This is a genomic window from Maribacter sp. Asnod1-A12, from assembly GCF_045063735.1.
Classification (GTDB): domain Bacteria; phylum Bacteroidota; class Bacteroidia; order Flavobacteriales; family Flavobacteriaceae; genus Maribacter.
The window spans coordinates 537376-561499 of sequence record NZ_JBEFNZ010000006.1 but is presented as its reverse complement, the minus strand read 5'-3'; the positions used below and the strand labels follow the sequence as shown (position 1 = coordinate 561499).

The 24124-nt window shown below is 33.8% G+C and carries 22 protein-coding genes; 7 read left to right on the top strand and 15 right to left on the bottom strand.

All coding sequences use genetic code 11. From position 1 onward, the window contains the following. Positions 1 to 102 precede the first annotated feature (102 nt). The 3 genes from ACJJVP_RS02475 to ACJJVP_RS02465 form a co-directional block, all read right to left on the bottom strand. Positions 103 to 603, bottom strand: coding sequence for a hypothetical protein (locus ACJJVP_RS02475; protein WP_405410483.1), 501 nt, complete (start codon positions 601 to 603; stop codon positions 103 to 105). Between the two features lie 56 nt (positions 604 to 659). Then, positions 660 to 1841, bottom strand: a complete 1182-nt coding sequence (locus tag ACJJVP_RS02470) for a hypothetical protein (RefSeq protein ID WP_405410481.1) — start codon at positions 1839 to 1841, stop codon at positions 660 to 662. Positions 1842 to 2354: 513 nt separating this feature from the next. Beyond that, positions 2355 to 3497 (bottom strand): histidine decarboxylase, encoded by a 1143-nt coding sequence (locus tag ACJJVP_RS02465; RefSeq protein WP_405410479.1) that lies wholly within the window; start codon positions 3495 to 3497, stop codon positions 2355 to 2357. A 168-nt stretch (positions 3498 to 3665) separates the two neighbouring features. Between ACJJVP_RS02465 and ACJJVP_RS02460 the strand changes: the two genes are divergently transcribed. Continuing rightward, the gene (locus ACJJVP_RS02460) at positions 3666 to 4118 is read left to right on the top strand and encodes an Lrp/AsnC family transcriptional regulator (RefSeq protein ID WP_405410478.1); all 453 of its coding nucleotides are present in this window, start codon (positions 3666 to 3668) and stop codon (positions 4116 to 4118) included. A gap of 8 nt (positions 4119 to 4126) precedes the next feature. On the opposite strand, the gene ACJJVP_RS02455 is transcribed toward ACJJVP_RS02460, so the two are convergent. The 11 genes from ACJJVP_RS02455 to ACJJVP_RS02405 form a co-directional block, all read right to left on the bottom strand. Further along, positions 4127 to 4768 carry a hypothetical protein gene (locus ACJJVP_RS02455; protein WP_405410476.1) on the bottom strand — a complete coding sequence of 214 codons (642 nt, stop codon included), beginning with the start codon at positions 4766 to 4768 and terminating at the stop codon, positions 4127 to 4129. Between the two features lie 9 nt (positions 4769 to 4777). Then, on the bottom strand, positions 4778 to 5221 hold the full coding sequence (locus tag ACJJVP_RS02450; RefSeq protein ID WP_405410474.1) for a DUF1569 domain-containing protein: 444 nt from the start codon (positions 5219 to 5221) through the stop codon (positions 4778 to 4780). Between the two features lie 418 nt (positions 5222 to 5639). Continuing rightward, a complete protein-coding gene (locus ACJJVP_RS02445) occupies positions 5640 to 6218 on the bottom strand; it encodes a Crp/Fnr family transcriptional regulator (protein WP_405410472.1) in 579 nt (192 codons plus the stop codon). Positions 6219 to 6379: 161 nt separating this feature from the next. Then, positions 6380 to 6889, bottom strand: coding sequence for a hypothetical protein (locus ACJJVP_RS02440; protein WP_405410470.1), 510 nt, complete (start codon positions 6887 to 6889; stop codon positions 6380 to 6382). Between the two features lie 120 nt (positions 6890 to 7009). Next, positions 7010 to 8797 carry an ABC transporter ATP-binding protein gene (locus tag ACJJVP_RS02435; protein WP_405410468.1) on the bottom strand — a complete coding sequence of 596 codons (1788 nt, stop codon included), beginning with the start codon at positions 8795 to 8797 and terminating at the stop codon, positions 7010 to 7012. Positions 8798 to 9298: 501 nt separating this feature from the next. After that, a complete protein-coding gene (locus ACJJVP_RS02430) occupies positions 9299 to 9841 on the bottom strand; it encodes an HD domain-containing protein (protein WP_405410466.1) in 543 nt (180 codons plus the stop codon). A 51-nt stretch (positions 9842 to 9892) separates the two neighbouring features. After that, positions 9893 to 10678, bottom strand: coding sequence for an SDR family oxidoreductase (locus ACJJVP_RS02425; RefSeq protein WP_405410464.1), 786 nt, complete (start codon positions 10676 to 10678; stop codon positions 9893 to 9895). Between the two features lie 54 nt (positions 10679 to 10732). Beyond that, positions 10733 to 11014, bottom strand: coding sequence for a cupin domain-containing protein (locus tag ACJJVP_RS02420; protein ID WP_405410463.1), 282 nt, complete (start codon positions 11012 to 11014; stop codon positions 10733 to 10735). Positions 11015 to 11134: 120 nt separating this feature from the next. Beyond that, positions 11135 to 13312, bottom strand: a complete 2178-nt coding sequence (locus ACJJVP_RS02415) for an OmpA family protein (protein ID WP_405410461.1) — start codon at positions 13310 to 13312, stop codon at positions 11135 to 11137. Between the two features lie 2 nt (positions 13313 to 13314). Next, positions 13315 to 14268, bottom strand: coding sequence for a type IX secretion system membrane protein PorP/SprF (locus ACJJVP_RS02410; protein ID WP_405410460.1), 954 nt, complete (start codon positions 14266 to 14268; stop codon positions 13315 to 13317). 3 nt (positions 14269 to 14271) lie between these two features. Further along, a complete protein-coding gene (locus ACJJVP_RS02405) occupies positions 14272 to 17124 on the bottom strand; it encodes a gliding motility-associated C-terminal domain-containing protein (RefSeq protein ID WP_405410458.1) in 2853 nt (950 codons plus the stop codon). A 246-nt stretch (positions 17125 to 17370) separates the two neighbouring features. On the opposite strand from ACJJVP_RS02405, the gene murC reads away from it, so the two are divergent. Continuing rightward, positions 17371 to 18726, top strand: coding sequence for a UDP-N-acetylmuramate--L-alanine ligase (murC, locus tag ACJJVP_RS02400; protein ID WP_405410456.1), 1356 nt, complete (start codon positions 17371 to 17373; stop codon positions 18724 to 18726). 156 nt (positions 18727 to 18882) lie between these two features. On the opposite strand, the gene ACJJVP_RS02395 is transcribed toward murC, so the two are convergent. Continuing rightward, positions 18883 to 19326, bottom strand: a complete 444-nt coding sequence (locus tag ACJJVP_RS02395; RefSeq protein WP_405410455.1) for a DUF1569 domain-containing protein — start codon at positions 19324 to 19326, stop codon at positions 18883 to 18885. Positions 19327 to 19388: 62 nt separating this feature from the next. Between ACJJVP_RS02395 and radC the strand changes: the two genes are divergently transcribed. From radC to ACJJVP_RS02370, 5 genes are read left to right on the top strand one after another with little or no spacing between them, the layout of a single operon-like run. Continuing rightward, positions 19389 to 20087 carry a DNA repair protein RadC gene (radC, locus tag ACJJVP_RS02390; RefSeq protein WP_405410453.1) on the top strand — a complete coding sequence of 233 codons (699 nt, stop codon included), beginning with the start codon at positions 19389 to 19391 and terminating at the stop codon, positions 20085 to 20087. Next, positions 20088 to 21383 carry a polysaccharide deacetylase family protein gene (locus tag ACJJVP_RS02385; protein WP_405410451.1) on the top strand — a complete coding sequence of 432 codons (1296 nt, stop codon included), beginning with the start codon at positions 20088 to 20090 and terminating at the stop codon, positions 21381 to 21383. It begins immediately after the preceding gene. Further along, positions 21376 to 22065 (top strand): YjjG family noncanonical pyrimidine nucleotidase, encoded by a 690-nt coding sequence (locus ACJJVP_RS02380; protein WP_405410449.1) that lies wholly within the window; start codon positions 21376 to 21378, stop codon positions 22063 to 22065. Before ACJJVP_RS02385 ends, ACJJVP_RS02380 begins: the two co-directional genes overlap by 8 nt. Before the next feature lie 54 nt (positions 22066 to 22119). Then, complete coding sequence (locus ACJJVP_RS02375) at positions 22120 to 22665, top strand: hypothetical protein (RefSeq protein WP_405410447.1); 546 nt, start codon at positions 22120 to 22122, stop codon at positions 22663 to 22665. Next, positions 22662 to 24104 carry a DUF5723 family protein gene (locus ACJJVP_RS02370; protein ID WP_405410445.1) on the top strand — a complete coding sequence of 481 codons (1443 nt, stop codon included), beginning with the start codon at positions 22662 to 22664 and terminating at the stop codon, positions 24102 to 24104. The genes ACJJVP_RS02375 and ACJJVP_RS02370 overlap by 4 nt, the downstream gene beginning before the upstream one ends. Positions 24105 to 24124: the final 20 nt, after the last annotated feature.

Sequence of the window (24124 nt, the reverse complement as noted above, 5' to 3'; positions counted from 1 at the left end):
CGTTTTTAGTTTAAGGCAAATTACTTTGGTTTTATGTCGTCATCAGTTCCCAATTAAATTATTAAGAAGTCTCACTGTAATTATTGTATATTGGTTCTAATGTCATTGTCCATGTGGGTATGCGGACAACATTTTCTTAAGTTCTGAAATGGTGTGTTCTTTTTCTAGATGGAATCCTATATGGGGCAATGCCATAAATATGATTAAAATAGCTAAGGGAATCAATGCAATATATAGCGCACTATCTTGGGTGGTTACCATAAAAAATGTAACAAGAAATACACAGAAAATTACTGCAATGAACAGGTATAAAAATATAGTTACAAATGAATCTACCTTTAGATTGATCTTTACTTTGGTCCCTTGGGGTGCTTCTAGAAATATACCCGTTACCTGAGGTAAAAATGAATTTTTCTGGTATGTGAATTTTTTGCATTTAAAATGGTCAGGGAAGACGGTACCTACAAAATACTTGTTAGATTTTTTTATTGATCCAATTCTATAATTTCTGTTTTGTTGAATGTTTTCTCTCAAGTATTCTTCTAATTCTGCTATAGAAAGAGAGGTGGTCATTTCTAATTTTGCTGAGGGAATAAGTTTCATTATGATGGTTATAATTCTATGGTTTGTTTGAATAATGGCATTATAATGTTCGTCTTTTATTTACCCATTAATCGCTTTCCATTAATTGCGATATGTGTTTTCTTTTTGTTTAAAAAACAAAAAGAAGTAGTAACCTCAGTGCCGTCATCATAAATAAATTTGGCCACATAATCTGACAGATAATAGCTGCCCCCATTTTTTTTGTTAGATGATGTAGATCCCCTTACGTCACCGGTTGCATTCGCAAAACCTGTTTTGGAATGTGAAAAGCGACCATTAGGCTTAAAACACCAAGAGCTAGCATTACCAACAGTACTACCACCGCCATAACCACTGTAGCTGGAAGAGGTGATATTTCCATAGCAACCATTAAGTTTTAAGTCTTTAGAAGCGGGTTCGGTGAGCCAATCGCGAGCTTCTTCAAATTGCGTTTCTTCATATTCTTTTAATTCTAACTCATTATTGCGCATTCTCCATTGACCCCAGTTTTTAGGGTTTCTGCTTTTAGAAACGGCAACGCCATCTGAAAAAGTAAGTCCTATGTCATTGGTAAACGTTCCATCTTTAAAAAGTGCTACGACATTACTAGTAGTACCGACCATGCCGGTAGATTGCATTCCTGTTCCCAGTAGACCTCTAAGTTCCAGTAATCCGTGGGGAGCTTTGCCTGGTGATAATTCCTTAGTTGATGTTTTATTGGTCGTAGTTTGAGTAGGTGCAACAGTTATTTGTTTAGAGGCTTTGCTGTTTGTGATGGTTGCAGTAGATTGCTTAGTTACCATGTCGGCTTTTATATCTATTAAAAGGTCATCTAGCCTGGCGCCATATTTAAGCACAGTAATGAGGTCGCTAGACGTTATAAGTCTAAGAAAGAAATTACGACCATCGTCTAACTTGCCACCTTGGTAGGCAACTTGCATGGTAGTACCATTGTTATTAATGTAACTGTTAGTGATGCCATAATCTTCTTTTTCAGGTTTTACAATCCATTTTTTAAGAGGCGCACCTATTTCTTTTTGTTGGTCTTTTGCTGTTTCTAAAACCCAATTTTTTAAATCTTCATTGGGAGCTTCTATGGGACCATATGCGTACACGTTAAATATTTTATTACTCTTTAAATCGCTAGGGGTATATACCTTTATGTCTTCTTGATTACTTATATCCCATTTAGATTGGGCGGAAATTTCACTACAATAGATTAGTGAGATACAGTAGATAAATAGTTTTACAGTTTTCATGGTTAGTGGAAAATTTAAACAAGTTAATAGTGCTTAAAAATAGTTGAAAACTAATTGTTTAGGTTTATTTAAGGTTCAAATTTCATAAAATCATTCTTAGTCTTATATTATTACAGAGCTAACAGTTAAATCATGAACTTGGTTTTTTAGAATATTTGCTTAAAATAATATAGAAATGTAATTGTGATGACTCGTTATGCTATTGTAATCCCCTTTTAAGGCAAAAAAGCTATGGCGATTACCATTGTCGTTATTTCGTTATTTGGTATACAAATAATAGTATACTGGTAATAATCTACAATCGCTGAAGCATTGGTGCCTGTAGAGTCTTTGGTGTTAAATTCTGTTCATAAATTTAAACGATAAAACAGAGAAGTGATAGTAATTTTTTTCTATTTGAAGCACATAAGTTTTAAATATATGTATTAACCATGATGTATGAGATTATGTATAAAATCCTCATTTCAATCATTTTTGAAATGAGGATTTAGATGATTATGTAAGATTTATGACTTAATCTTGAAGTTGAAGATCATTTAGATTGGTACATAATCTAGCCTCTTTCTCTTCTATAATATCTGTTATAAACTCATCTATTTGTAACTTGGTAACATTAGGCATGCAGATAACATGAGTAATGTCATCTGTAGCTAATTGCCATTTCTTTTTAATAGTATCAGCAACTTTAGGAAGCACCACGGTAATCGCCCCAGAATTTGTCCACGCGTCAATACCTATTTTACGTAATTCTTCTTTGCAGTATTCTGCGGTTTCTAAACTATGATGGTATCTTTCTTCTAGACCCTTAACTCCCATTTTTTTGATGGCATACCATAAAAACAGGGGGCTATGACCATTTCTAGACCCTGTAATAGTAGTGTCTAAGGAGCCGATGTAAGAAATGCCCCTGGCTATTCTATCTCGCAATGAACGTTTTGCAATAATAACCCCTGATGGAAAGGGAGATCCAATAAATTTATGACCACTAATAGAAATACTATCTGCACCATCTTGAAAATCGAAAGGAATACGAGGTTCGATAAACGGACCGTATGAACCTGCCAAGGCTGCATCGCAATGAATATAATGGTTTTGAATCGCTAGTTTTTTTAATATGCTCTTTACTTTTGAAACATCATCTTTTGCTTCTGTCATTGTAGTACCAAAGGTTGTAAGAACAATAGCAGGCTTATCTCTGTTCAGTTGTAAGGTGTTCTCGAGATCTTCATAATCTAACTCCCCATTTTCTTGAGCTCTTATGGTAATAGAGGGCAAGTTTAATAAATGGATATTTTTTTTAACGCTATAATGTGTAGATTCCGAGAAATATACCATTGCTTTTGGGTGAGATTCACGTGCTAAATAAAGACCGTAAAGATTGCTCTCTGAACCACCATTTGTTACATATCCCCAAAAATCGTTTGGGTCAGCTCTATAGAGTTTTGCAAAGAAATCTACGACTTCTCTTTCCATTTCGTGTGTTTGAACCTTATACGTATTATCCTCGTACGGATCACCTACATTATTTATAGGGTGTTTTAAAAATTCGTATAATCTAGAATAATCAAAATCTTTTGCTACTGGGTAACCTATAACTCTATCCTTCTCTTGAATTAGTTTGGTTAACAGCTCGTCTATCTGTTGCTCGTTATTCATATGAATTGAAATTTATATCCGTATATTTATACTGTAAAATTACAATTATAAATAAATTATCACTTTATATGTTTGTAGTTTAGAATATTGAACTGTTATTTTTAAAATTTCAGTAAATAGTAACTGTTTAGGTGTGTTTTGAAAAGTATAATAGAAAAATAATCTAGTATGGATAGTATAGATCATAAGATATTGATGCAATTACAAGAAAACGCGAAGCAAAATACCAAAGAGATAGCTGCTAAAGTAGGTTTAAGTGTTACGCCCACTTATGAGAGAATTAGAAAATTAGAGCAACAAGAAATAATAAAATCATATGTAGCTCTTCTTGATAGATCTAAAATTGGAAAAGAGCTTATTGCTTATTGTCAAGTGACCTTAGTAAAGCAACAAAAGAAGCTGGCAGATAGTTTTAAAAAAGAAATATTACTGCTACCTGATATTATGGAGTGTCATCAAGTTTCAGGTAATTTTGATTATCTACTTAAAATTGCAGTAAACGATGTTGCTGGCTTTCATGAGTTTATCAATGATAAATTATCTATTATCGATGGTATTTCAACTATACATAGTTCTTTTGTTTTGAATTCAGTTAAAGATAGTACAGCTTTTAACTTATGAATATTATTCTAATTCATAGTAGTAGCAATTGATTTTAACTGAATGAAATGCGAAATAAAAATAAGAGGAACTACACAGGTTGGTAAAAAACAGAAGGGAAACTCTAACACGGCAATATTTGGTTGGTTAAAAGCAAGTCTTTGAATAGGCAAGGGAGCCGATAAAATAGCAAATATTACTATCGTGATTAAAAATAGAATTCCGACTAAGTTCCAAATAGTGTAAAAATGACGATTGAGTTTTTTCTTTCGAATAATTTGATAAGCTAAAATTATCAATGCAGAGATACCAATTAGAATATCAAAATTCCATCCTTCAAATGTCATAAGTTTTGGAATTTTACCATCTAAAAAAAGTTGATATAAAATAAGTTCTACCGGTATTCTTAAAATGTGAGTAGCTAACAGATATTTTTTTTCGATTTTACGATTGTCAACTTTTCTGTAACCCCAAATAATTATAGTAGTAGTTACTATAATGGGTATAATAAATAGTATAGGTTTATTTTTAAATACTTGTGTAATCGATAAGGCCCCAATTACTATTTGCCAAGTTGAAAAAGTAAAAACTAACCTTTTATTTTTTCCTGTACCATAATAGAATAAAAGCAATGACAAAAGGCTAATTAAAAGAAACAAAGCTTGTAACATAGTAAAAATTTATCTTCCAAATTGTTTTAAGTGATGATCGGTATGTTTGTAAACAAATTGACCGATTTCGTCGTTAGACATTTCACCAAAAAACGGATGTGTAAAGTTTTTATTTGAAAAATTTTGATAAGCATTTAAAAGCTCGATCCATTTTTTTTGTTCATTTTCAAAATCCCCTTTTCCTGTAATTTTAAATTCTGGGTGTGTAGGTTGGTTTTTCTTCATAGGGTTTTTATTTTTCAAAATTCCCTTTAAAGCCATTTTACCAAATAATTTACCCATAATTAGGCGTTTATATTGCTTTTTACCTTGAAAAAGCTCTTCGCTTAGGGTACAATGTTTTAGCATTTGGTACGTATCCATTTTGCCCCATTGTGCTTTATCCGTTTCTTTTAGATTAGAAATACGTTTGGTTAATGTATTTATCGTAATGTTATTGAATATCGTTTCCATAAGTTGTGTGTTTATAATTCTATAGGTATTAACTTTAAATTTCAACAGACCCGTGTATTTCTATTTCAAGACAGTTTTTTGCAATATTTTGTGCTTTGATTACGTACATGCTTTTGAAACCATGTTTCCGCTTAAGATTTCGTTATCCAATATTTGCCTATTGGTGTATATAACTACCTTCAAAACTTAACCGAAACGTACTTATTGATTTTGTTCTTGCGGCAACACTACCAAAATAGTTTTTGTACTAGCTTTACATTAGTGCAATCTGATTTGTAGTTGGCTACGTGTTACTTTCTGCTATTTTAAAAAGCAACGTGAGTTTTTTAGTACTTCCATGATTTTTGGCTTGTTGATTATTAAGACAAAGTTATGGTTGGGTTTGTATTATATAGTTGCCCTATGGCAAAAAGCGAACTTATAATGAGATTTCTTTACGAATACGACTCAATGAATATTTGGTGATACCTAAAAAGGTAGCAATATGTTGTAAAGAAGCATTTTGAACAATGTGTGGTTTCTCTTTCATCAAACGTAAATACCGTTCTTTGGCTTCGTCTGCAATTAGCGATACACTTTGGTTTTTTAGTGCGAAATATGAGCCTACTAACTTTTTACGACCTTGTTCTCTAAATGCTTCAATACTATGAAATAACTGTTGAAAGGTGTCAAAATCTAATTGCCAGCATATACAATCAGATAATGCTTGAATATTTTCTCGTGTCGGATTTCGTAAAAAGAAGGATGACCAATCTATGGCAATATCCCCTTTGCCATAAAAATTTGTTGTAATGTCATTACCGTTGGTATCGTTTACAAATGAACGGGCAAACCCTTCTTCTATAAACCAATATTGATTTTCGGTTTTTCCTTCTTCAAGAAAATATTCGTTCTTTAAAAAGTTGACTTTTTTGAATTTTGATAAGATTAGTTCTTGTTCGTTTTTGTTAAAGTCTTTGTTAGAAAAAACGGTTCTTAAAAAGTGTTCTTTTTTCATGTGAATTACAATGTTAATTCTAACTTGATTGAAGTGTGGTTAGTTATATGACACACTAAATTAACAAATAAAAACGGTAAATATTTTCTAAAATTTTTACAAACTAATAGTGTCGATTGTATGAATTTCTAATTAAATAGTTATAAACATTAAGTTAATGGTCAAGGAAGATCTATATAATATTTTTGTGTTAATGGTAGCTCTTGCCAAAAAGCAAGTTCAAAAGTCCAATATGGGTTGTCTTCATATAATGAATGGTAATCTCCCCAACTATATTGAAATGGATATTCTGTTGCTGTGCCTTTGTCATATATTTTACCAAAAAGGTAAGCGGTCGTTGTACCGCTTACCCTACCGGTATGTAGTTCAACATTGTCAATTGTTACTTCGGCACCTATTGGTATGGAAACAATTTCCTCTAGGTCTGAATCCATACCGAAACTACTGCCATCTTCTAAATGATACTTGTAATTTTCTTTTATAGGAATACCTGGATACATTAAAATGGAAGTTCGCTTTTTGGTACTTAATGTCTTGTTCGAAATCTCAGCGAATGGTTTTTGCTTTGTAACATCTTTAAATTTAGGTTTAGAGAATATATAAAAGAGTAAGAAAACAAAACCAATCCCTATCACTAAGAGTATTCCACAACCTATAATAATTTTTTTCATGGTATTAATTTTTATTTGCCCAAATCGGATGTCTCCAAAAGATTACTTTTAGAAATCATATAGGTTAATGGGTGTTTTAATGAATCTTTAATTTTTTAGATTAAGTACTATGAAATAAACCTACTCTTCGTTATGTATGGTATCTGTTATTTTATCAATATTTAAACTATTGGCCATAGCATTAAAGATTTCAAAATAGGTTTTTTGGTTGTTATATAAGGTTTCATGATCTCCCTGTTCCATCATTTTACCTTTCTCTAATACTATAACATTCTCAGCATCTATAATCTGCGAAATACTATGAGAGATTATAATTACTGTACGCCCTCTTTTGATGGCATCTAGGCTTTTTTTTATTTCTTGTGTTGCAATGGCATCTAAACTTGCTGTTGGTTCGTCTAGAAAGATGATCGGTGGGTTCTTTAAGAATAAACGGGCTATCGAAATACGTTGTTGTTGGCCACCCGATAAAAGATATGCTTTTGATTTGTAGCCATCTGGTAACGCAATGATTTGATCATGCACATACGCTTTCCTAGCCGCTGCAATAACTTCTTCTTTAGTGGCTCTTTCATTGCCGTAAAGAATATTTTCTTCAATACTCCCGTTAAAAATATGATTTTTTTGTAGTACTAGGCCTATATGGTCTCTTAGCCAATTTGTGTCATATTCTTGAATATCTATACCATCTAAGAGTATGGTTCCTGCGCTAGGTTCATAAAACTTATCTAATAAGTTGATAATTGTACTTTTTCCTGCACCACTAAGACCGACAAGTGCAGTAATTGTATTGGGTTTTATTTGCATTGAGATATCGAAAAGTGCTTTTGTACCATTAGGGTAAGCAAAATTTACATGCTGTACGTCAAAATGACCAACTACCTTTTCTGGAATGTAGGTTCCTGATAATTCCCTTTGCTCTTCAGCGTCTAGAATATTGAAAAAAGCTTCTGAATAAATCAAAGCATCATTTACTTCATCATAAATTCTGTGCAATTGTCTTATAGGTGCAGAAACGTTATTGAACAATAAAATATGAAACATAATCGCTCCAATGCTCATGCTACCATTGATTACAAAATAGGCAGTTAATATAATGATTATTACAACCCCTAATTGTTCGGTAAATGTTTTTATGCTATCAAAAAGAAAACTTAATTGTCTTGTTTTAAGTTGATTTTCAGTAATGTCTTTTAAAATTTCTTCATGTTTTCTAGCCTCTAAATCTTCTCGGGTAAAAGATTTAATCACCGTCATAGAATTGATTAAACCAATAACTCCATTATTACGTGTTTCTCTGAACTTTCTCATTTTGCGTCTGAAACCTTTTAGCTTTTTTGCCTGTAGACTACTGATGTAGAAATAAATAGGAATCATCGTTAAACTAACTAGACCTACATAAAAATTGGCTTGAAACATGAGAATCAATGCCAATAACGCATTTGCAAATAGGGGTAAAATGTCTATAAAGAAATTTTTAACTAACTGTGTTAAACTTGAAATACCTAGGTCAATTCTCGTTTGAAGTCTACCACTTTCATTGTCGGTGGCTGTGTAAAATGCCATTTTATAGGTCAAGATTTTTTTTACGACTGTTCTTGAAAAATCTCTAGACACAAAAATCTTTAATTTTTCACCATAGAATTTTTGACCATATTGAATAAGTCCATAAATAAACTCTTTTCCCAATAGTATGGCACTTATGGTTATGAGTAGTGAAAAGCCATCTTGTATTGTTTTATTATTATCTGTCAATACCGTAATTTCATCTACGGTATACCTTAAAACAAGTGCATTTACCTGAGCCATAAATGCACCTATGATAGTTAGAATAAAAGCAATGAATACCATAGTTTTATATGGCAATACATATGCTATTATTTTTTTAATTAATTGTAATATGGTCATTAAGAACGAATATAAATTTTATTTACCTACCAGTAACATGTTATTTAGTTTACTTGGTTGGAGTATGAAGTGTGTGATGTCTTTTCTCCAAATGTGATAAATTACTTTATTAGAAAATAGCCTCTCTCAAAAAATGTGCATCTTCTTTATTATTTATCAGGTTAAAACTTAAATGGTAAAAGGGAAATTTTAAAGATAGCACCTAGATTATATTTAATATTTATTTTTAATAATGTTTGCAAGTAATCGGTTATCAAAATAATAAAGATAAAGTCAAAATTGGTTTTTTTCCAAACGGGTAAATAACATCAATTTTGACTTTGAAAAATTGTTAAAGATTATTGGGTTTTTAAAAGTACGGAAACCTCGAGATAAAGGTGCTTATCTCTTTAATTTAGAGTTGTGTTTTTAACGATAATTTCTCTTTTTTTTCAAATTCGTATAAAGGCTTTAGAATTTGTAAATACCTTAAATTAAATTATAGGTTTTTTAGAGAAGTGTTTATAGCTTTTTTATATTTTCTTCATATTCAGCTATTTTAGCATCAAGTCGTCTATTTAAATAGATGTTTTTATCAGAGAGGGTACGAGAAATCAGTTTAGCTTCTTCACAGTATCTTTTAATTTTATCGACGCTCCAGTAACTAGGCGGGTTTTGTAAATTCGTAATACGGTCGGCTAATTTGACTAGTCCTACTTCTTTTTGTAGATTATTTATTCTGGTTAAGCTATCCATCATTTTCTCTTGTTTTGATGGTAGTTTTTCATCTTTAGTTAGGGCATCTACCGCTTCTGCTATTTTTTCTCCAAATTTATTTTTAATTTCTTCAAAATCAGTACGGGTATCCTCAATGGTATCATGTAGTATTGCTGTTTGAATAGCAAAATCAATATCGAATTTATTTTCAAAATTGTAAGCTATTAGAACTTCCATAGCAACGTTAGAAATATGTAAAAGATAATTGGAATTTGTTCCAGGAACTTTTTGCTTACTATGTTTCTCACCAGCAAATTTCATCGCTTCTTGATATAGTTCTTGTGTCATTTGTTATACATAGGTTTATGCGCTTTAATCTTTATGCTAAGTCCAATTTAACTAAAGAGATTTTAATAGTCCGCCATCAATTGGTATGTTGGTTCCGGTAATGTAAGCGGCGTTATCTGATGCTAAAAATGCAGCCAAATAACCATATTCTTTTGGGTCGCCAATACGTTTAACGGCTACCTTAGACTCCATTTCTTTTCTAACTTCACTTGGTTCGATACCTAATTGTTCTGCTTTTTTAGCGTTAAGTTGTGTAATTCGGTCTGTATCAAAATAACCTGTAAGAACACTATTTACCGTAATGTTATGTTTGCCTACATCTGTAGCTAAAGATTTCGCCCATGTTACTACGGCAGCTCTTATAGAGTTCGATAATGCTAGGTACGATAATGGCTCTTTAACCGATACTGATGCCACATTAATAACTCTTCCCCAGTTGTTCTTCATCATTGATTGTAACGCTAATTCTGTCGTAAAGACTACGGTTTTAAATAAAAGATCAAAAGCGCTTTGGTAATCATCTACTTTTTTTTCTAATGCACTACCGGCTTTAGGTCCTTGGGTATTGTTTATCAATATATCTACAGTATTGTTTTCAAAATAGGTGCTAATAACCTTTTTGTAATCTTTAAAAGTGTTGAAATCTACGGCAAGATATTGGTGCTGTTGACCTTGGTCTGTCGGTAAAGCATTAACGATATGGTGTAGTTTTTCTTCACTATGCGACATTAGTGTTACGCTGGCACCGCTTGCTGCTAGTTGTTGTGCAATTGCTTTTCCAATACCGCCGCTACTACCACCTATCAATGCTTTTTTATTTAATAAGGATATTTTCATTTCTTTAATTATGTTAGATTTGATAACTGATCCCGACCGAAGTTAGTCACCAGGCTACTGTTTATATTCTTCTCTTACCGGACTAAAGACATCTAATAATTTACAAGGAGTCAACGCCACACCACTATGTTTAATGTGTGGTGCAATCACCACAATGTCACCTGGGTAGTATATTTGAGTGTTACTATTTAAAGTAAACTGAAATTCACCTTCCATAACATGCATGATCTGTTCGTTCATATGTGCATGTTCTGGAACTTCGGATCCTTTTTCAACAGTCCAAAATGCCATGGTCATATGCTCGGTGTGAACGAGTTTGCCATGAAGGCCGGGCATGATTTCTTTTGAAGGAATTTTTGTAAGATTCAAGTGCATGGTATCTTTAATTTAAGAACTAAAGATACTAGAATCGTTATCAAATATAAAGTGGCTTTATCAGTAATTTAAGGTGGTATGTTATTTGCTTTCATAATCCCAACCAACCACAACGAATTCGCAGCGGCGGTTCCATTCATGATCTTCTTCTGAACAGTCATTTACTGTAGGGCAAACTACAATAGGTTTAGATTCTCCATAGCCTTTAGAGACAATTCTGCCAGATTCAATTCCGTTTTTAATCAAAAACTCTTTTGCAGAATCTGCACGTTTTTGAGATAGGCTTTTATTATAACCACCGTTACCTCTAATATCGGTATGAGTGCCAATTTCTATAATCATACCTGGGTTCTTTTTCATGATATCAATTACGGTCTGTAAACGCTCGCGAGATTCTCTTCTAAGATACCAAAGACTATAATCGAAATGTATTTCTTCGGTCTGTATTACGGTGCGTTCATTGTCTTGTACAAGTGCACTTTCTGTTTTAATGGCATCATCGATTTTCTTAGCTAAAGCTTTTTCGATTTTGGCTTTTTCAACTAATTTTTCTTTAACCAAACGTGATGCTTTTTCTGAAGATTGTCGGTCAGCAATAAGCTTTGCTTTTTTTTGTTCTTCTAGTTTTTTGATAGCTAAAGCTTCGGCACGTAATTTTTCGTTTTCTTGTTTTTTCTGTAAAGCTAATGCCTCCTTTTTTTGTTTTTCAAGGATGGAATATAAGCTCATGGAAGCATCGTGATCGGCATTTCTTTCTGAAGTACTGCGGATTGATTTAGAATTACCCTCGTAACCTGCTTTTTGGGCTTTTACCGTATACATTTGGGAACAGGTGATATCAAATTTGAATGCTCCGTTTTCTTTGGTTGTTGTTGTGGCAATGATTTCATCTTCCCCATTAATCAAGGTAATTGTAACCTGTGATAATGCTAGGGTAGTAGTACGATCAGTAATAATACCTGTGATAAACTGTGCGCAGTCTTCAATTTGAAGTGGTTTGGTTACCATAAAGCTATAGATGTCATCACTTCCTTTTCCCGTAGGTCGGTTCGATGCAAAGTAGCCAGATTGATTATCTGTATTCAATACATAAGAAAAATCGTCATGACCACTATTTACCGGTAGCCCTAGATTATCGGGTTTTTGAAAAGTACCATTCTCGTTTTTTGAAATGAACACATCTAAAAGTCCGAAACCGGGGTGCCCATTTGATGAGAAGTAGAGTGAATTATCCGTTGAAATAAAAGGAAATTGCTCCTTTTTATCCGTGTTTATGGCACTGCCCAAATTTACAGGTGCGCTAAATAAATTATCGCCTTGCAGATTTACTTCGTAAATATCAAAAGAACCATATCCGCCAGGTCTATCCGAAGAGAAATACATTTTTGTTCCATCGGCATTTAAAGCTGGGTGTTCATTAGAGAAATCATCGCTGTTAAAAGGTAGTTCGGTAATATTCTCCCATTCGCCATCTACCAAGCTAGCACTATAGATCTTTAAGTTCGAGACCTTTTTGTCATCCGTTTTACGCTTACCGTTATTGTAATTGTTACGAGTGAAATATAGAGTGTTTCCATCAGGTGAAATGCTAAAAGATCCCTCATGTAATTTTGTATTGATGTTGTTTGATATGCTCGTACTTAAGCTATCGCCCATTTGTACTTTGTCAATTAAATGAGTGTAGATATCCAAATAACGTTGGTTGTTCCAACGATAGGTTTTTGAAGTCGATTTTTTATGTGAGGCCGTGTACCAAATAGCATTGGCTATCTTCGTTGCCCCAAATTCTGATGTGGTGGTGTTCAGCGGACTATTTTCAATAGTAAAACGATCACCGATAGCTTTTACGTTGTCAAGATATGTTGCCTCTTTTTTTAGCTGCTCTAATTTTTCAACCTTATCTTCTTTGGTATAAAAATCATATAATACTTGATCAGCATCTTCATGCTTGCCAATAGCTTTTAAAGATTGGTTAAGCTTAAAATAATAAGATTCATCTACCGTATCGCCATAATTGGAAATCAAATAACGATACCAGCGTGCCGATGCATTTAGGTCAAAAGTATGGTAGTAGCTATCTGCCAAATTTTTAATGACCTGGCTGCTCTTATTACTTGGTAAAGTTTTTTCATAGAGCGCAATGGCATCTGTATAATATGCTTTTTCAAAAAGGTCGTTGGCACGTTCTAAATTTTGTTGTGACCAAGCCGTTTGGAAGACCCCTAATAATATGATGAGATATATGTGTAACTTTTTCATTTTTAGTAGAATCTAGGAGATTTGTCATAGCCTTTTTTCAGTCCCCAAAGGTCTAGGTTGAACAAGACGAAAATTTCATGCGAACCGGTATTGAAAGCACCGAGGTTAGATAGGGTATAGTCATACGCGTAACCAATACGTAAAGAAGGTATTACGGCAATATTGAACATGGCACTTACAGAGTCTTCTAAACGGTAAGATAGACCACCTTCAAAACGTTTATAAAATAATGCGTTGAATGAGAAATCTGCGGTTATGGGGGCACCCGACACCATTTTTGTTAAGATTGACGGTTTTAATTTTAAATTGGAATTGACATTAAAAACATAGCCCGCCATACCAAAAAGGTGAATAGCTTCTGAACCTATACGGGTTAATCCGTTCCTGTTTTCTAGGTGTTTAGAAGTCAGTATATTAGGGATGGATAGTCCTGCGTAAAATTTATCTCTATTGTAAAATGCACCAATACCGATATTAGGAAAGGTATTGTTCATATTCTCGTTGAAGGCAGGGTCATCTTGTACCTCTGGTAGTCTAAAACCATTAAAGTTGGTTTCGAATGTAGTTATGCCACCTTTTAGACCTAAGCTTATGTTACTCTGTTCATCTAGCTTTAGTATATAGGCGAAATCTACGTATATATTATTTTCCTTTAAAGAACCATCACCAATATCATCTGATATAATTGACGCGCCCATTTCTATTTTTTCCGATAACGGTGTATGTGCGAAAAAGGTCAATGTTTTTGGTGTACCTACGGCATTTTCCCATTGTGTTCTGTACAGCGTACCAAAATTTAACATACCTGGTTCGTTTGTAGTATATGCCGGGTTGACTACATTCATATTGTACATGTATTGTGTATACTGGGGATCTTGTTGGCCATGTAATTTTATAAGGAACAAAAGCATGGTGATGCAGATAGCCCAACGTGTATGTATTAATTTTTTATGCATTGGTTATCTATTTAAGTATAAACGACCTTGAATAGGTTCTGAATTGCCTTTGTTGTAGTTAATGATATAGAAATAGACCCCGTTAGGTGCTGTTGAAGAACCATTTCCACCATTCCACGCGGGTTTGGCTATATCACCTTTAAATAATGTGGTTCCATATCTATTTATAATTTCTAAAGTGAAATTGGGGAATATCATTTCTATATTCGGTATAAAAAATGTGTCATTTTTGCCATCGTCGTTGGGTGAAAACCCATCAGGAATAAAGAAATCATAATTTTTTGGGTCGCATTCGCTCAAATCTATAATAACAGGTACTCGTGTCGCTGATGAACACCTTGTAATAGGATTAACATTTTGTGCATAGTATATGGTGTCTTTTAACAAGGGCATATTACCCATTAAAGGGTTGCCACCAGTTTCGGTAGTAAACCATATTACTTCATTCTCAGATTCGTTTTCTAAACTCCGAAGTTCATTTACGGTAGGGTTATCTAAACCACATACGATTAAAATATCTGTTAATAACGAGGTTGGTGCTACTGTAATTATCGTGGGCGTGATTTCTAATCTTTCAGAGCTATTACAACCACTAGTATTGGTCGCGGCAAAATATGATTGTCCATCTGCCAAAAGTGTGGATGTGTCAAGTATACTGCCTCCACTACTAGAATCATACCAAGTGATAGAGCTGCCAGCGGTATTATCTAATTCGATATCAGATAAAGCCGGACTCGTTTCAGAACAGAATAACGGATTGATATTAATAGTCGTTGGAGCATCGGGATTACTGAAACTTACCGTTACCTGAATACGCGCTGTACCTTCACAATTGGTTAATGGGTCAGAATTACTAATGAAATAATCTTCCCCTTCTACCAACTCCGTTGAAATTGGAAGTATGTTCTCATCGGTCAACGTATCATAAAACAAAATATCGCCTTCTGCGGTAACTTCAATATCCATTAGTGTTGGTCCGCCAATAAAATCGCTTAAACAAAATGTTTGGTTTATTGCTGCCTGTGGTGCTTCTGGCACTCCGCCTCTAGAGAAATTTTCATTCTCTTCAAATTCAAAATCTATTCTACAAGGTGTAGTGTCATTTTGTATACTGCGCACACTTGCCGTATAATTACCCATGGGTAAAGCATCTACATCAATTTGATAGGCTGCAGTACCCCCTGTAAAATTGATAGTATTTGTTGTTAGTACCGTATTAGAGCCTAATTCGGTAACATCATAAGTTATAGTATAGGTTCCATTGGGCAAAATAGGAGCATCGATAAGTACATCTATTTGTATGGCATCACAATTATTGTCTACCAATAAATCTAATTTAATATCATCTGGTAATGGAGTTACCGTAAAAATATCTGCTAGAGGGCAATTGGTTGAAAATGTATTTGAAATGGAAGGTACGACTTGATATTCTCCATCTTCAGAAAAATTACTTCCCGGTATTGTAAATGAAGCATTGCCATTGGTAAATTCTAGTTCAAAAGAGTTTGAGGTATCAGTACTGGTATCTGGTTTAGTTAATATATATTGAGCGGGAAAAGTACCATTTGCCAAATTACCGTTTGTGTCAAGTATTTCTGTGATTTGCACGGTGGCATCGGTCTCTACGCAAATACTGGTCACTTCGGCTTTTGAACTTGCTACTAAAAATGTGGTAGGTGTAACAATAATTCTAGAGCAAACATCTCGAATAGGGGTAACACTGGTAATTCCGGTTATTTCAAGAGTAACCAATTCATTTAAGGGAACTAGCTGTGGGTCAATAATAAAATCTGCGATTCCGTCAGTTAATACGGTGCTAGCAACTCCGGCTGAACCATTGATAGAATAACTTATTAAAAAAGAACCATTATGTAAAAGGGTTTCATCATATATTAAATCTGCGACATATTCCTGACCAACACAAATATTATCAGCCGTAATTTCCCCATCTAAAATGGGTAAAATATCTATGGTTACCGTAACCTCTCTTCTTTCGCAAACGGGATGAGTAGGGAAAACAGTGTATGTAAAGGAAAAGGTATTATAACCAAAGTTGTCATATAGTTCTTGAATGTTAATTACCGAATCGTTTAAATCGCTCAATTGATTAGTGGTACTTTCTGACCATGTGCCATTTGGATCTTCGCCCGATAATTGCTCGTTTAAATCAAGATTTGTGTATAAAGAAAAATCATCGTCGGCACAAAAAGTAAGATTAGTGGCTACACCTGGGTTTGGTGGAGGGTGTACCTCAAGAACTACTGTAGCAGTTCTACTAGAACAACTATTTACATCGGGTACGGTATAAGTGAATGTATATATACCTGTTCCGGCAGCTTGTGCGTTAAAAAGGTTGTCTTCTAAGAAACCCGTAAAAGTACTAGGGTCTTCTTCCCATAGCCCATTGAAGTCTTGTACTTTTCCATCGACATTACTACCCAAAAATCCATGTAGGTTAACACTACTGTCATCTCCGCAAGCATTTGCACTACCATCAATATTATCCTCGCCTGGATAACCACCTAAGTTAATGGTTACCGTAGCTGTTTCATTACATGAAGTATTGGTATAAACGAATGAATGTGTTCCGTAATTATTGATTCGCCATAAATCTACTATTCCAGTACTTTGGTTAAGGGCATAGAAATTTTCAGGATTTGTAGTAGACCATGTTCCGCCTAAAGTGGGTGAACCACCTAATTGAGAAAATAAGTCATAATCTCGATTTGTAGGGTCTGTATCTTTAGCACAAATTTCAATGGTTACGTCATTACCTGCACATTGCGATGTTACAATATTTGAGAAACCGAGTAAAAAGAATACAACGGTTAAAAACCTTTGTTGTAATTTATTCATTAATAATGGGTTGGTTGTTGAATCTACTGTGATAAAAGTATCTGTAAGTATAAGCGTAAGAAATTATATGTTGTAAAAATGTTAAAATGTAGGGTGAATACTACTAAAATTGATGCTGAGTGTTAAAAAAGTAAGTGTTTTATCGATGAAATACTTGTTTTAACCTATAAAGGAGATGAGCTTAGATTGAAGGATTATGAGAATAATAATAGCACAATACGTATCTTTGCCACCTAAAATTTAGGAATGCAAATACATTTTATTGCAATAGGTGGAAGTGCGATGCACAATTTAGCGTTGGCATTAGAACATAAAGAATATGTTATTACAGGTAGTGATGATGTCATTTTTGAACCTTCTAAATCTAGATTAGCAGCAAAAGGACTATTGCCAAATAAATTTGGTTGGTTTCCTGAAAAAATAACAGCTGACTTAGATGCTATTGTACTGGGTATGCATGCAAAGGCAGATAATCCTGAATTGCTAAAAGCTCAAGAACTTGGAATAACGATTTACTCTTACCCTGAGTTTTTATATGAGCAATCAAAGAACAAAACGAGAGTGGTTATTGGTGGTAGTCATGGTAAAACAACCATTACATCAATGATACTACATGTACTTAATTTTCATGATATCGATGTCGATTATATGGTTGGTGCACAATTAGAGGGTTTTGATAGAATGGTTCACTTGACCGAGGATAATGATTTTATTGTTCTTGAGGGAGATGAATACTTATCTTCACCAATAGATCGTAGACCTAAATTTCATTTATATCAACCTAATATCGCTTTGCTAAGTGGTATTGCTTGGGATCACATCAACGTATTTCCGACTTTTGAAAATTATGTAGAGCAGTTTAAGATTTTTGTTGATAGTATCGTTAATGGTGGGTCGATCACTTATAATGAAGAAGACGCAACGGTAAAAGAGGTTGTTGAAGCTTCGGAAAATACAATTAGAAGATTGCCCTACACTACACCTGAATATACTGTTGAAGATGGTGAAACACTATTGGAAACCAATGAAGGACCAATGCCTATTGAAGTATTTGGAAAACATAACTTGAGCAATTTGGCAGGCGCAAAATGGATTTGTCAAAACATGGGGGTTGATGAAGATGATTTCTATGAAGCAATTGCCACCTTTAAAGGCGCTTCTAAACGATTAGAGAAAATAGCTGAGGGTTCAACAAGTATTGCATATAAAGATTTTGCGCATTCACCTAGTAAAGTCGCCGCAACTACAAAAGCGGTAAAAGAACAATATCCGGACAGAAAATTGATTGCCTGTTTAGAATTGCATACTTATAGTAGTTTTAATCCTGAGTTTTTAAAGGAATATAAAGGTGCATTGAATGCTGCCGATGAAGCGTTAATTTTCTTTTTACCAGAATCTGTCGCCATTAAAAAATTAGAAGCGGTAACTCCCGAACAAATTTCAAAAGCATTTCAAAGAGACGATTTAAACATTTTTACCGATGCAAAATCGTTTCATGAATATTTAGAAGCGCAACCTTATAAAAACAGTACTTTATTATTAATGAGCTCAGGAAATTACGGTGGGTTCGATTTGAAGAAATTTCATGAATTGTTAAAGTAAGGTGAGGTTGAAAGTTAGAAAATAGAGTAAAGAGTATTAAGTGTAAAGTATTAAGTACATAGTATTATGTATAGATTTTTACTTTTTTTGAACTTGAACTTGTATTTGTTTTTTCCAACAACCAACAACCAACAACCAACAACCAACAACCAGTTGTCAGACTCCAAATTGTTTTAAATGGTGGTCAAGGTGTTTGTATTGTACCTGCCCCCATTGTTCTTTGGTAAAGGTTCCGAAAGCAGGGTGGGGGTACCATTCTTGTCTATCTCGTACAGCATAAAATTCTTCGACTAAACTTATAAGTACTTCATGTTCGTTAGTGAAATTTTTGGCTTCTTTGGTTTTTAGCTGAGGTGCGGTAGGTAAGTTCTTTCTCCATGGTTTATCATTGTACAAAGATTTTTTAAAGAACGTTTTTACGAACCAATTTCCCTTAGAGGTATTGGGTTCGTTTTTTACTGCGAGTTTTAATGGGTATTGACAATGCCAACACATTTGCCCTACTGTCATTTTTCCCCAACCTCTTTTAGAAGTTTCTGAAAGTTGTTCGATTCTGGATTTGATTTCTTGATAGGCTTCTTCGTTGAGTAGTGATTTCATGGTTGGTTCTTTATTTGGAGCTTAAATTTACCATAAAATAATTTGTTCTGTATCTTTAGCACATGCATGATAAACCAACTTCGTTATCTATTAAAAATTGGTCAGATGACGATAAACCTAGAGAAAAGCTGGTACAAAAAGGTCGTTCTGTATTGTCTGATGCCGAATTGATAGCTATTTTAATAGGGTCTGGCAGTAGATCTGAAAGTGCGGTTGAACTATCGAAACGTATATTGGCATCTGTTGATAATAACCTGAATGAGTTAGGTAGACTTTCTATAAAGCAATTAATGACGTTTAAAGGCATAGGGGAAGCAAAAGCAGTAAGTATTGCTGCGGCTTTAGAGGTAGGTAGAAGAAGAAGGGGGGAAGATGCTGCCAAAGTAGATAAAATAGGTAGTAGTAAAGATGTTTATGAAATTTTACAACCTCTTTTAGGAGATTTGGAGCATGAAGAATTCTGGATTCTGTTTCTTAATAATTCTAACAAAGTATTGCACAAGGCGCAACTAAGCAAAGGTGGTATTACCGGTACTTTGGTAGATGTTCGAATTGTAATGAAACAAGCACTGGAATTAGGTGCTGTTGCTATCATCTTGGCTCATAATCACCCGTCTGGTACATTGAGGCCCAGTACAGCTGACAAACAGATTACCCAAAAAATAAAGATAGCAAGTGAAACTTTAGATATTAAAGTGTTAGACCATTTGATCATTACCCAAAAAAGTTACTATAGCTTTGCAGATGAAAAAATTCTATAAATGTTATTAATTTATACACATAAAATAACACCGCGCCTTACCTATATAATGAGGCATATCTTTGTAAATATATTGGGTATTGAGCTTGATTTTACGACTAAGGTAGAAGAATTTATAAAACACACCGGACCAAAAATTACATATACGAAACAACCGCTACAGAACGAATTTTTTGTTCGTAGTAACGAGTTGTTGTTTGAACAAGGTATCAATGATATACAATTGAATTTAGCTGAGTGGGATGGCGTTCCTTGTTTTTTTCAGACGGGTGAGAAGAGTATTTTGCCATTTGATATTTTTGCTGCTAGTTTTTTTATGCTCTCAAGATATGAAGAGTATTTACCGCATGTGAAGGATATTCATGGTAGATTTTCTCCAAAAGATAGTATTGCCTTTCAAAACGGATTTCTTCAAAAACCTGTCGTAGATATTTGGGCGTTTAAATTGCTGACGGCACTTAAAGAGCGCTTTGAAGATTTAGAGTATAAAAACAAATCTTACGACTTCGTTTCTGTTATAGATGTAGCCACTTCTCATTGTTATGCCAATCGAGGAATTGTACGTGGTATAGTAGGCATGTTGATGGATTTGGGGACTCTCAAGCTAAAGCGTGTATTTGAGCGTATTGCAGTAGGTTTAAATAAGCAGAAAGATCCCTATGATAATTATGCAGAGATAATTGCACTTCATAAAAAGTATGATGTAAAATGTAATTTCTTTTTTCAGTTTGCAGATTATTCCAAATATGATAAGAACGTTTCTACCAACAGTATAAAATTTAAGTCTCTTATAAAATATGTGGCAGATTATGTCCCTGTATCTTTGGCGGCTAGTTATAGTTCGTTTTCAGATCTTGATTTATTAAAAAAAGAGAAATCCAATTTAGAGGTAGTTATCAATAGACCGGTAAATAACTGCAAGATGAGGTATAATAGGGTAGATGTGCCACAAAGCTATCGTAACTTAATTGCAACAGAATTTACTGATGATTATACCATGGGTTATACTTTTGAATTAGGTTTTAGGGCAGGCACCTGTTCTACATTTCAGTTTTATGATATACCACTAGAGGTAAAGCAACCTATAAAAATTCATCCGTTTGCAATTCACGATATATCACTTTCTAAAATTAGACAAAATCAAGATTTGTTGCGTCAAGTACAATTGATAAGCGATGAAGTAAAAAAGGTAAACGGTACTTTAATCGCGATGTTTTCTAATGAAGTTTTAGGTAAAAAAGAAGGTAGAGATTGGATGTCTGTTTACACTCAAATTATAAAAGAACAAAATGCTTAAAGATAAAGTTACAGATGTGTTTTTTGATTTAGATCACACCCTTTGGGATTTTGATAAAAATTCGGCACTTACATTTAATAAAATTTTCAACGAACAAAAAATTGAAATAGAATTAACTGATTTTCTAAAGGTTTATGTACCTACAAATTTGAAATTTTGGAGATTATTTCGTGAAGAGAAAATCACAAAATCAGAATTACGGTATCAGCGCCTTAAATCTGTATTCGATACTATGGGGTACAATGCTTCAGATGATTTAATTCATTTGTTATCAGAAGAATATATTAATCATTTATCCTCGTTTAACACTCTTTTTCCAAATACCATTGAGGTGTTAGATTATTTACTTCCAAAATATAAACTTCACATTATTACCAACGGTTTTCAAGAAGTTCAAGATAAGAAACTTAGAAACTCAGGTATTTATAACTATTTTAATCAGATTATAGATTCTGAAACGGCAGGAGTTAAAAAACCTAACCCTATCATCTTTAATTTGGCATTGCAAAGAGCTGGTGCATTGCCAGAAAAATCAATAATGATCGGTGATAGCTTAGAAGCTGATATTATGGGTGCTAAATCTTTAGGTTTTCATACCATACATTTTAATGCTCATAAAGAAAAGAGTCATAGCCTTTCACCGATAATTTATGATCTGCAAGAAATAAAATCCTTTTTATAGAGTTACTACTACTATAGGTGTATGCCTATTGTTTATTAAACTTTTGAAGTGGTGATGAGAGGGCTTAATGTAATTTTACTGGTTTTAATAGGTTTATTGATGACGGTCTCTTGTTCTGATGAGCAGGATTTTGATCAGATAGATGATTTAACGATTACACCTAGTTATGAAACAAGTGTTTTTTATGTTAAGGCACAAGAAACCTTAATTAATAGAGTTGCAGGAATTAATTTTTTCACCCAAGACTTTAATTTTGATGCTTTTGAGGAGCCTTTTTTTACGAATAGGGTACTTTCGGGTGTATTGACCTATGAATTGGAAAATACAACCAGTAAACCTATAGAAATTAGGCTTGAATTTTTAGATGAGGTAGAAAATGTATTAGATATCGAGGTTTTTAATATGGATGCTGGTCCTACTGCTATTTTACAGCGCGACGTGGCATATGGGGCAACAGGTAAGAGTTTAGATATCATTAAAGCCACTTCTGAAATTAGGCTTACAGCAATAAATCTTGGAAACAATAGTAGTGAATCTACCCTAGAAGACCCCGCAATTGTACTTCGTTCAAGTGCAGAATTTACATTAGAAATTAAATGAGTTTAAATCGTAGCCTTTTTATAGTAGCTATGTTTTTTATTCTGCGTGTAACTGCTCAGAATAAACAAATTCTGTATGATTTTAATGAGATTCCTCAATCCCTTTCTATAAACCCTGGTGTAGATACAGATTTTAAATGGTTTGCTGGTGTTCCATTATTATCCGGTATATCAGGTTATGCAGGTTCTAACGCTATTTCTATTAATGATATTTTTGCCAATGACGGTATCGATATTAATATAAAATTTAGAGAAAAGGCTTTAGAAGTACTTACCCCAAGAGATGAATTTAGTTCTACCATTCAGTTAGAATATTTAGCAGGTGGATTTAGGGGAGAGAACCCGAATTTATTTTTTTCATTTGGAGGATATTTAGAGTTTGATAATATTACCTATTGGCCTCAAGATTATGCATCTTTAATTTTTGATGGTAATGCCAATCAATTAGATAGAAGTTATGATCTTTCTGATTTAAAAACTCGTGGTTCTTTGGTGAATGTTTTACATTTTGGAGTGAATAAAAAAGTATATCGCAACTTAACAATAGGGGCAAGAGGTAAAATTTATTCTGGTATTGCAGATTATAGTTCATCAAGGAATCAAGGTTCTTTTAGAAATTCTGAAGGTCAAAACAATAGTATTGCTACAACTATAAATGCAGATTTACTTTTGCATACTTCTGGACTTCAAGATTTAGATGAGGCTAATGGTTCTGATGCACTTACCAATGAAATTGTTAGTAGGGCATTTTTTGGTGGTGATCTAGGTTTAGGTGTTGACCTAGGGTTTACATATCATCTGTCTGAACGTACAACGGTTACCGGTAGTTTATTGGATGTAGGGTTTATCTATCATTCTGGAGATACTAAAAGTTATAGTCTCAAAGGGAGTACAACTGTCGAAGGTATTGAAATAGATGTATTAGATAATTTCGCGAGTCTTGATAGAGATTTCTGGCAAGATTTGGTAGATGAGGTAGAGGGTGCCGTACCGTTCGAAACAGATACTAAAAGTTATGTTTCTTTTAGACCGACAAAACTGTACGCATCAATTAGAAATGACTTTGGAGAGCCTGTAGGTAAAGGTGGGTCACAAAATTGTGATTGCAAAACCGGATCTTCCGGAGGTGGAGAATTACGTACTAAATATCGAAATTCTCTTGGTGGGCAACTTTATATGATCAATCGACCAAGAGGACCGCAAGTAGCGTTAACTGGTTTTTATACCCGTAGAATTGGTAATATATTGGCTTTAAAAGGAACGTTCACGGTAGATAAATTTAGCTATACCAATGTAGGTCTTGGGATGAATTTACAAGCCGGACCGATTAATTTTTATGTAATGGCAGATAACTTACTGTCTTATAATAACATTGCAGCTAGTAACTACGCGTCGTTTCAATTCGGGTTGAACATTATATCTTGGGGTCGCAAGAATTAGTGTATGTTCTTATCTGCTTT

Bases quoted from the DNA above. Each gene is read 5' to 3' on its own strand.
- ACJJVP_RS02370 (WP_405410445.1), top strand. From the start codon at position 22,662: ATGAGTTTAAATCGTAGCCTTTTTATAGTAGCTATGTTTTTTATTCTG.
- ACJJVP_RS02410 (WP_405410460.1), bottom strand. From the start codon at position 14,268: ATGCATAAAAAATTAATACATACACGTTGGGCTATCTGCATCACCATG.
- ACJJVP_RS02385 (WP_405410451.1), top strand. From the start codon at position 20,088: ATGTTATTAATTTATACACATAAAATAACACCGCGCCTTACCTATATA.
- ACJJVP_RS02460 (WP_405410478.1), top strand. From the start codon at position 3,666: ATGGATAGTATAGATCATAAGATATTGATGCAATTACAAGAAAACGCG.
- murC (WP_405410456.1), top strand. From the start codon at position 17,371: ATGCAAATACATTTTATTGCAATAGGTGGAAGTGCGATGCACAATTTA.
- ACJJVP_RS02395 (WP_405410455.1), bottom strand. From the start codon at position 19,326: ATGAAATCACTACTCAACGAAGAAGCCTATCAAGAAATCAAATCCAGA.
- ACJJVP_RS02425 (WP_405410464.1), bottom strand. From the start codon at position 10,678: ATGAAAATATCCTTATTAAATAAAAAAGCATTGATAGGTGGTAGTAGC.
- ACJJVP_RS02380 (WP_405410449.1), top strand. From the start codon at position 21,376: ATGCTTAAAGATAAAGTTACAGATGTGTTTTTTGATTTAGATCACACC.
- ACJJVP_RS02430 (WP_405410466.1), bottom strand. From the start codon at position 9,841: ATGACACAAGAACTATATCAAGAAGCGATGAAATTTGCTGGTGAGAAA.
- ACJJVP_RS02475 (WP_405410483.1), bottom strand. From the start codon at position 603: ATGAAACTTATTCCCTCAGCAAAATTAGAAATGACCACCTCTCTTTCT.
- ACJJVP_RS02470 (WP_405410481.1), bottom strand. From the start codon at position 1,841: ATGAAAACTGTAAAACTATTTATCTACTGTATCTCACTAATCTATTGT.
- ACJJVP_RS02465 (WP_405410479.1), bottom strand. From the start codon at position 3,497: ATGAATAACGAGCAACAGATAGACGAGCTGTTAACCAAACTAATTCAA.
- ACJJVP_RS02435 (WP_405410468.1), bottom strand. From the start codon at position 8,797: ATGACCATATTACAATTAATTAAAAAAATAATAGCATATGTATTGCCA.
- ACJJVP_RS02415 (WP_405410461.1), bottom strand. From the start codon at position 13,312: ATGAAAAAGTTACACATATATCTCATCATATTATTAGGGGTCTTCCAA.
- ACJJVP_RS02375 (WP_405410447.1), top strand. From the start codon at position 22,120: ATGAGAGGGCTTAATGTAATTTTACTGGTTTTAATAGGTTTATTGATG.
- radC (WP_405410453.1), top strand. From the start codon at position 19,389: ATGCATGATAAACCAACTTCGTTATCTATTAAAAATTGGTCAGATGAC.
- ACJJVP_RS02455 (WP_405410476.1), bottom strand. From the start codon at position 4,768: ATGTTACAAGCTTTGTTTCTTTTAATTAGCCTTTTGTCATTGCTTTTA.
- ACJJVP_RS02420 (WP_405410463.1), bottom strand. From the start codon at position 11,014: ATGCCCGGCCTTCATGGCAAACTCGTTCACACCGAGCATATGACCATG.
- ACJJVP_RS02445 (WP_405410472.1), bottom strand. From the start codon at position 6,218: ATGAAAAAAGAACACTTTTTAAGAACCGTTTTTTCTAACAAAGACTTT.
- ACJJVP_RS02450 (WP_405410474.1), bottom strand. From the start codon at position 5,221: ATGGAAACGATATTCAATAACATTACGATAAATACATTAACCAAACGT.
- ACJJVP_RS02405 (WP_405410458.1), bottom strand. From the start codon at position 17,124: ATGAATAAATTACAACAAAGGTTTTTAACCGTTGTATTCTTTTTACTC.
- ACJJVP_RS02440 (WP_405410470.1), bottom strand. From the start codon at position 6,889: ATGAAAAAAATTATTATAGGTTGTGGAATACTCTTAGTGATAGGGATT.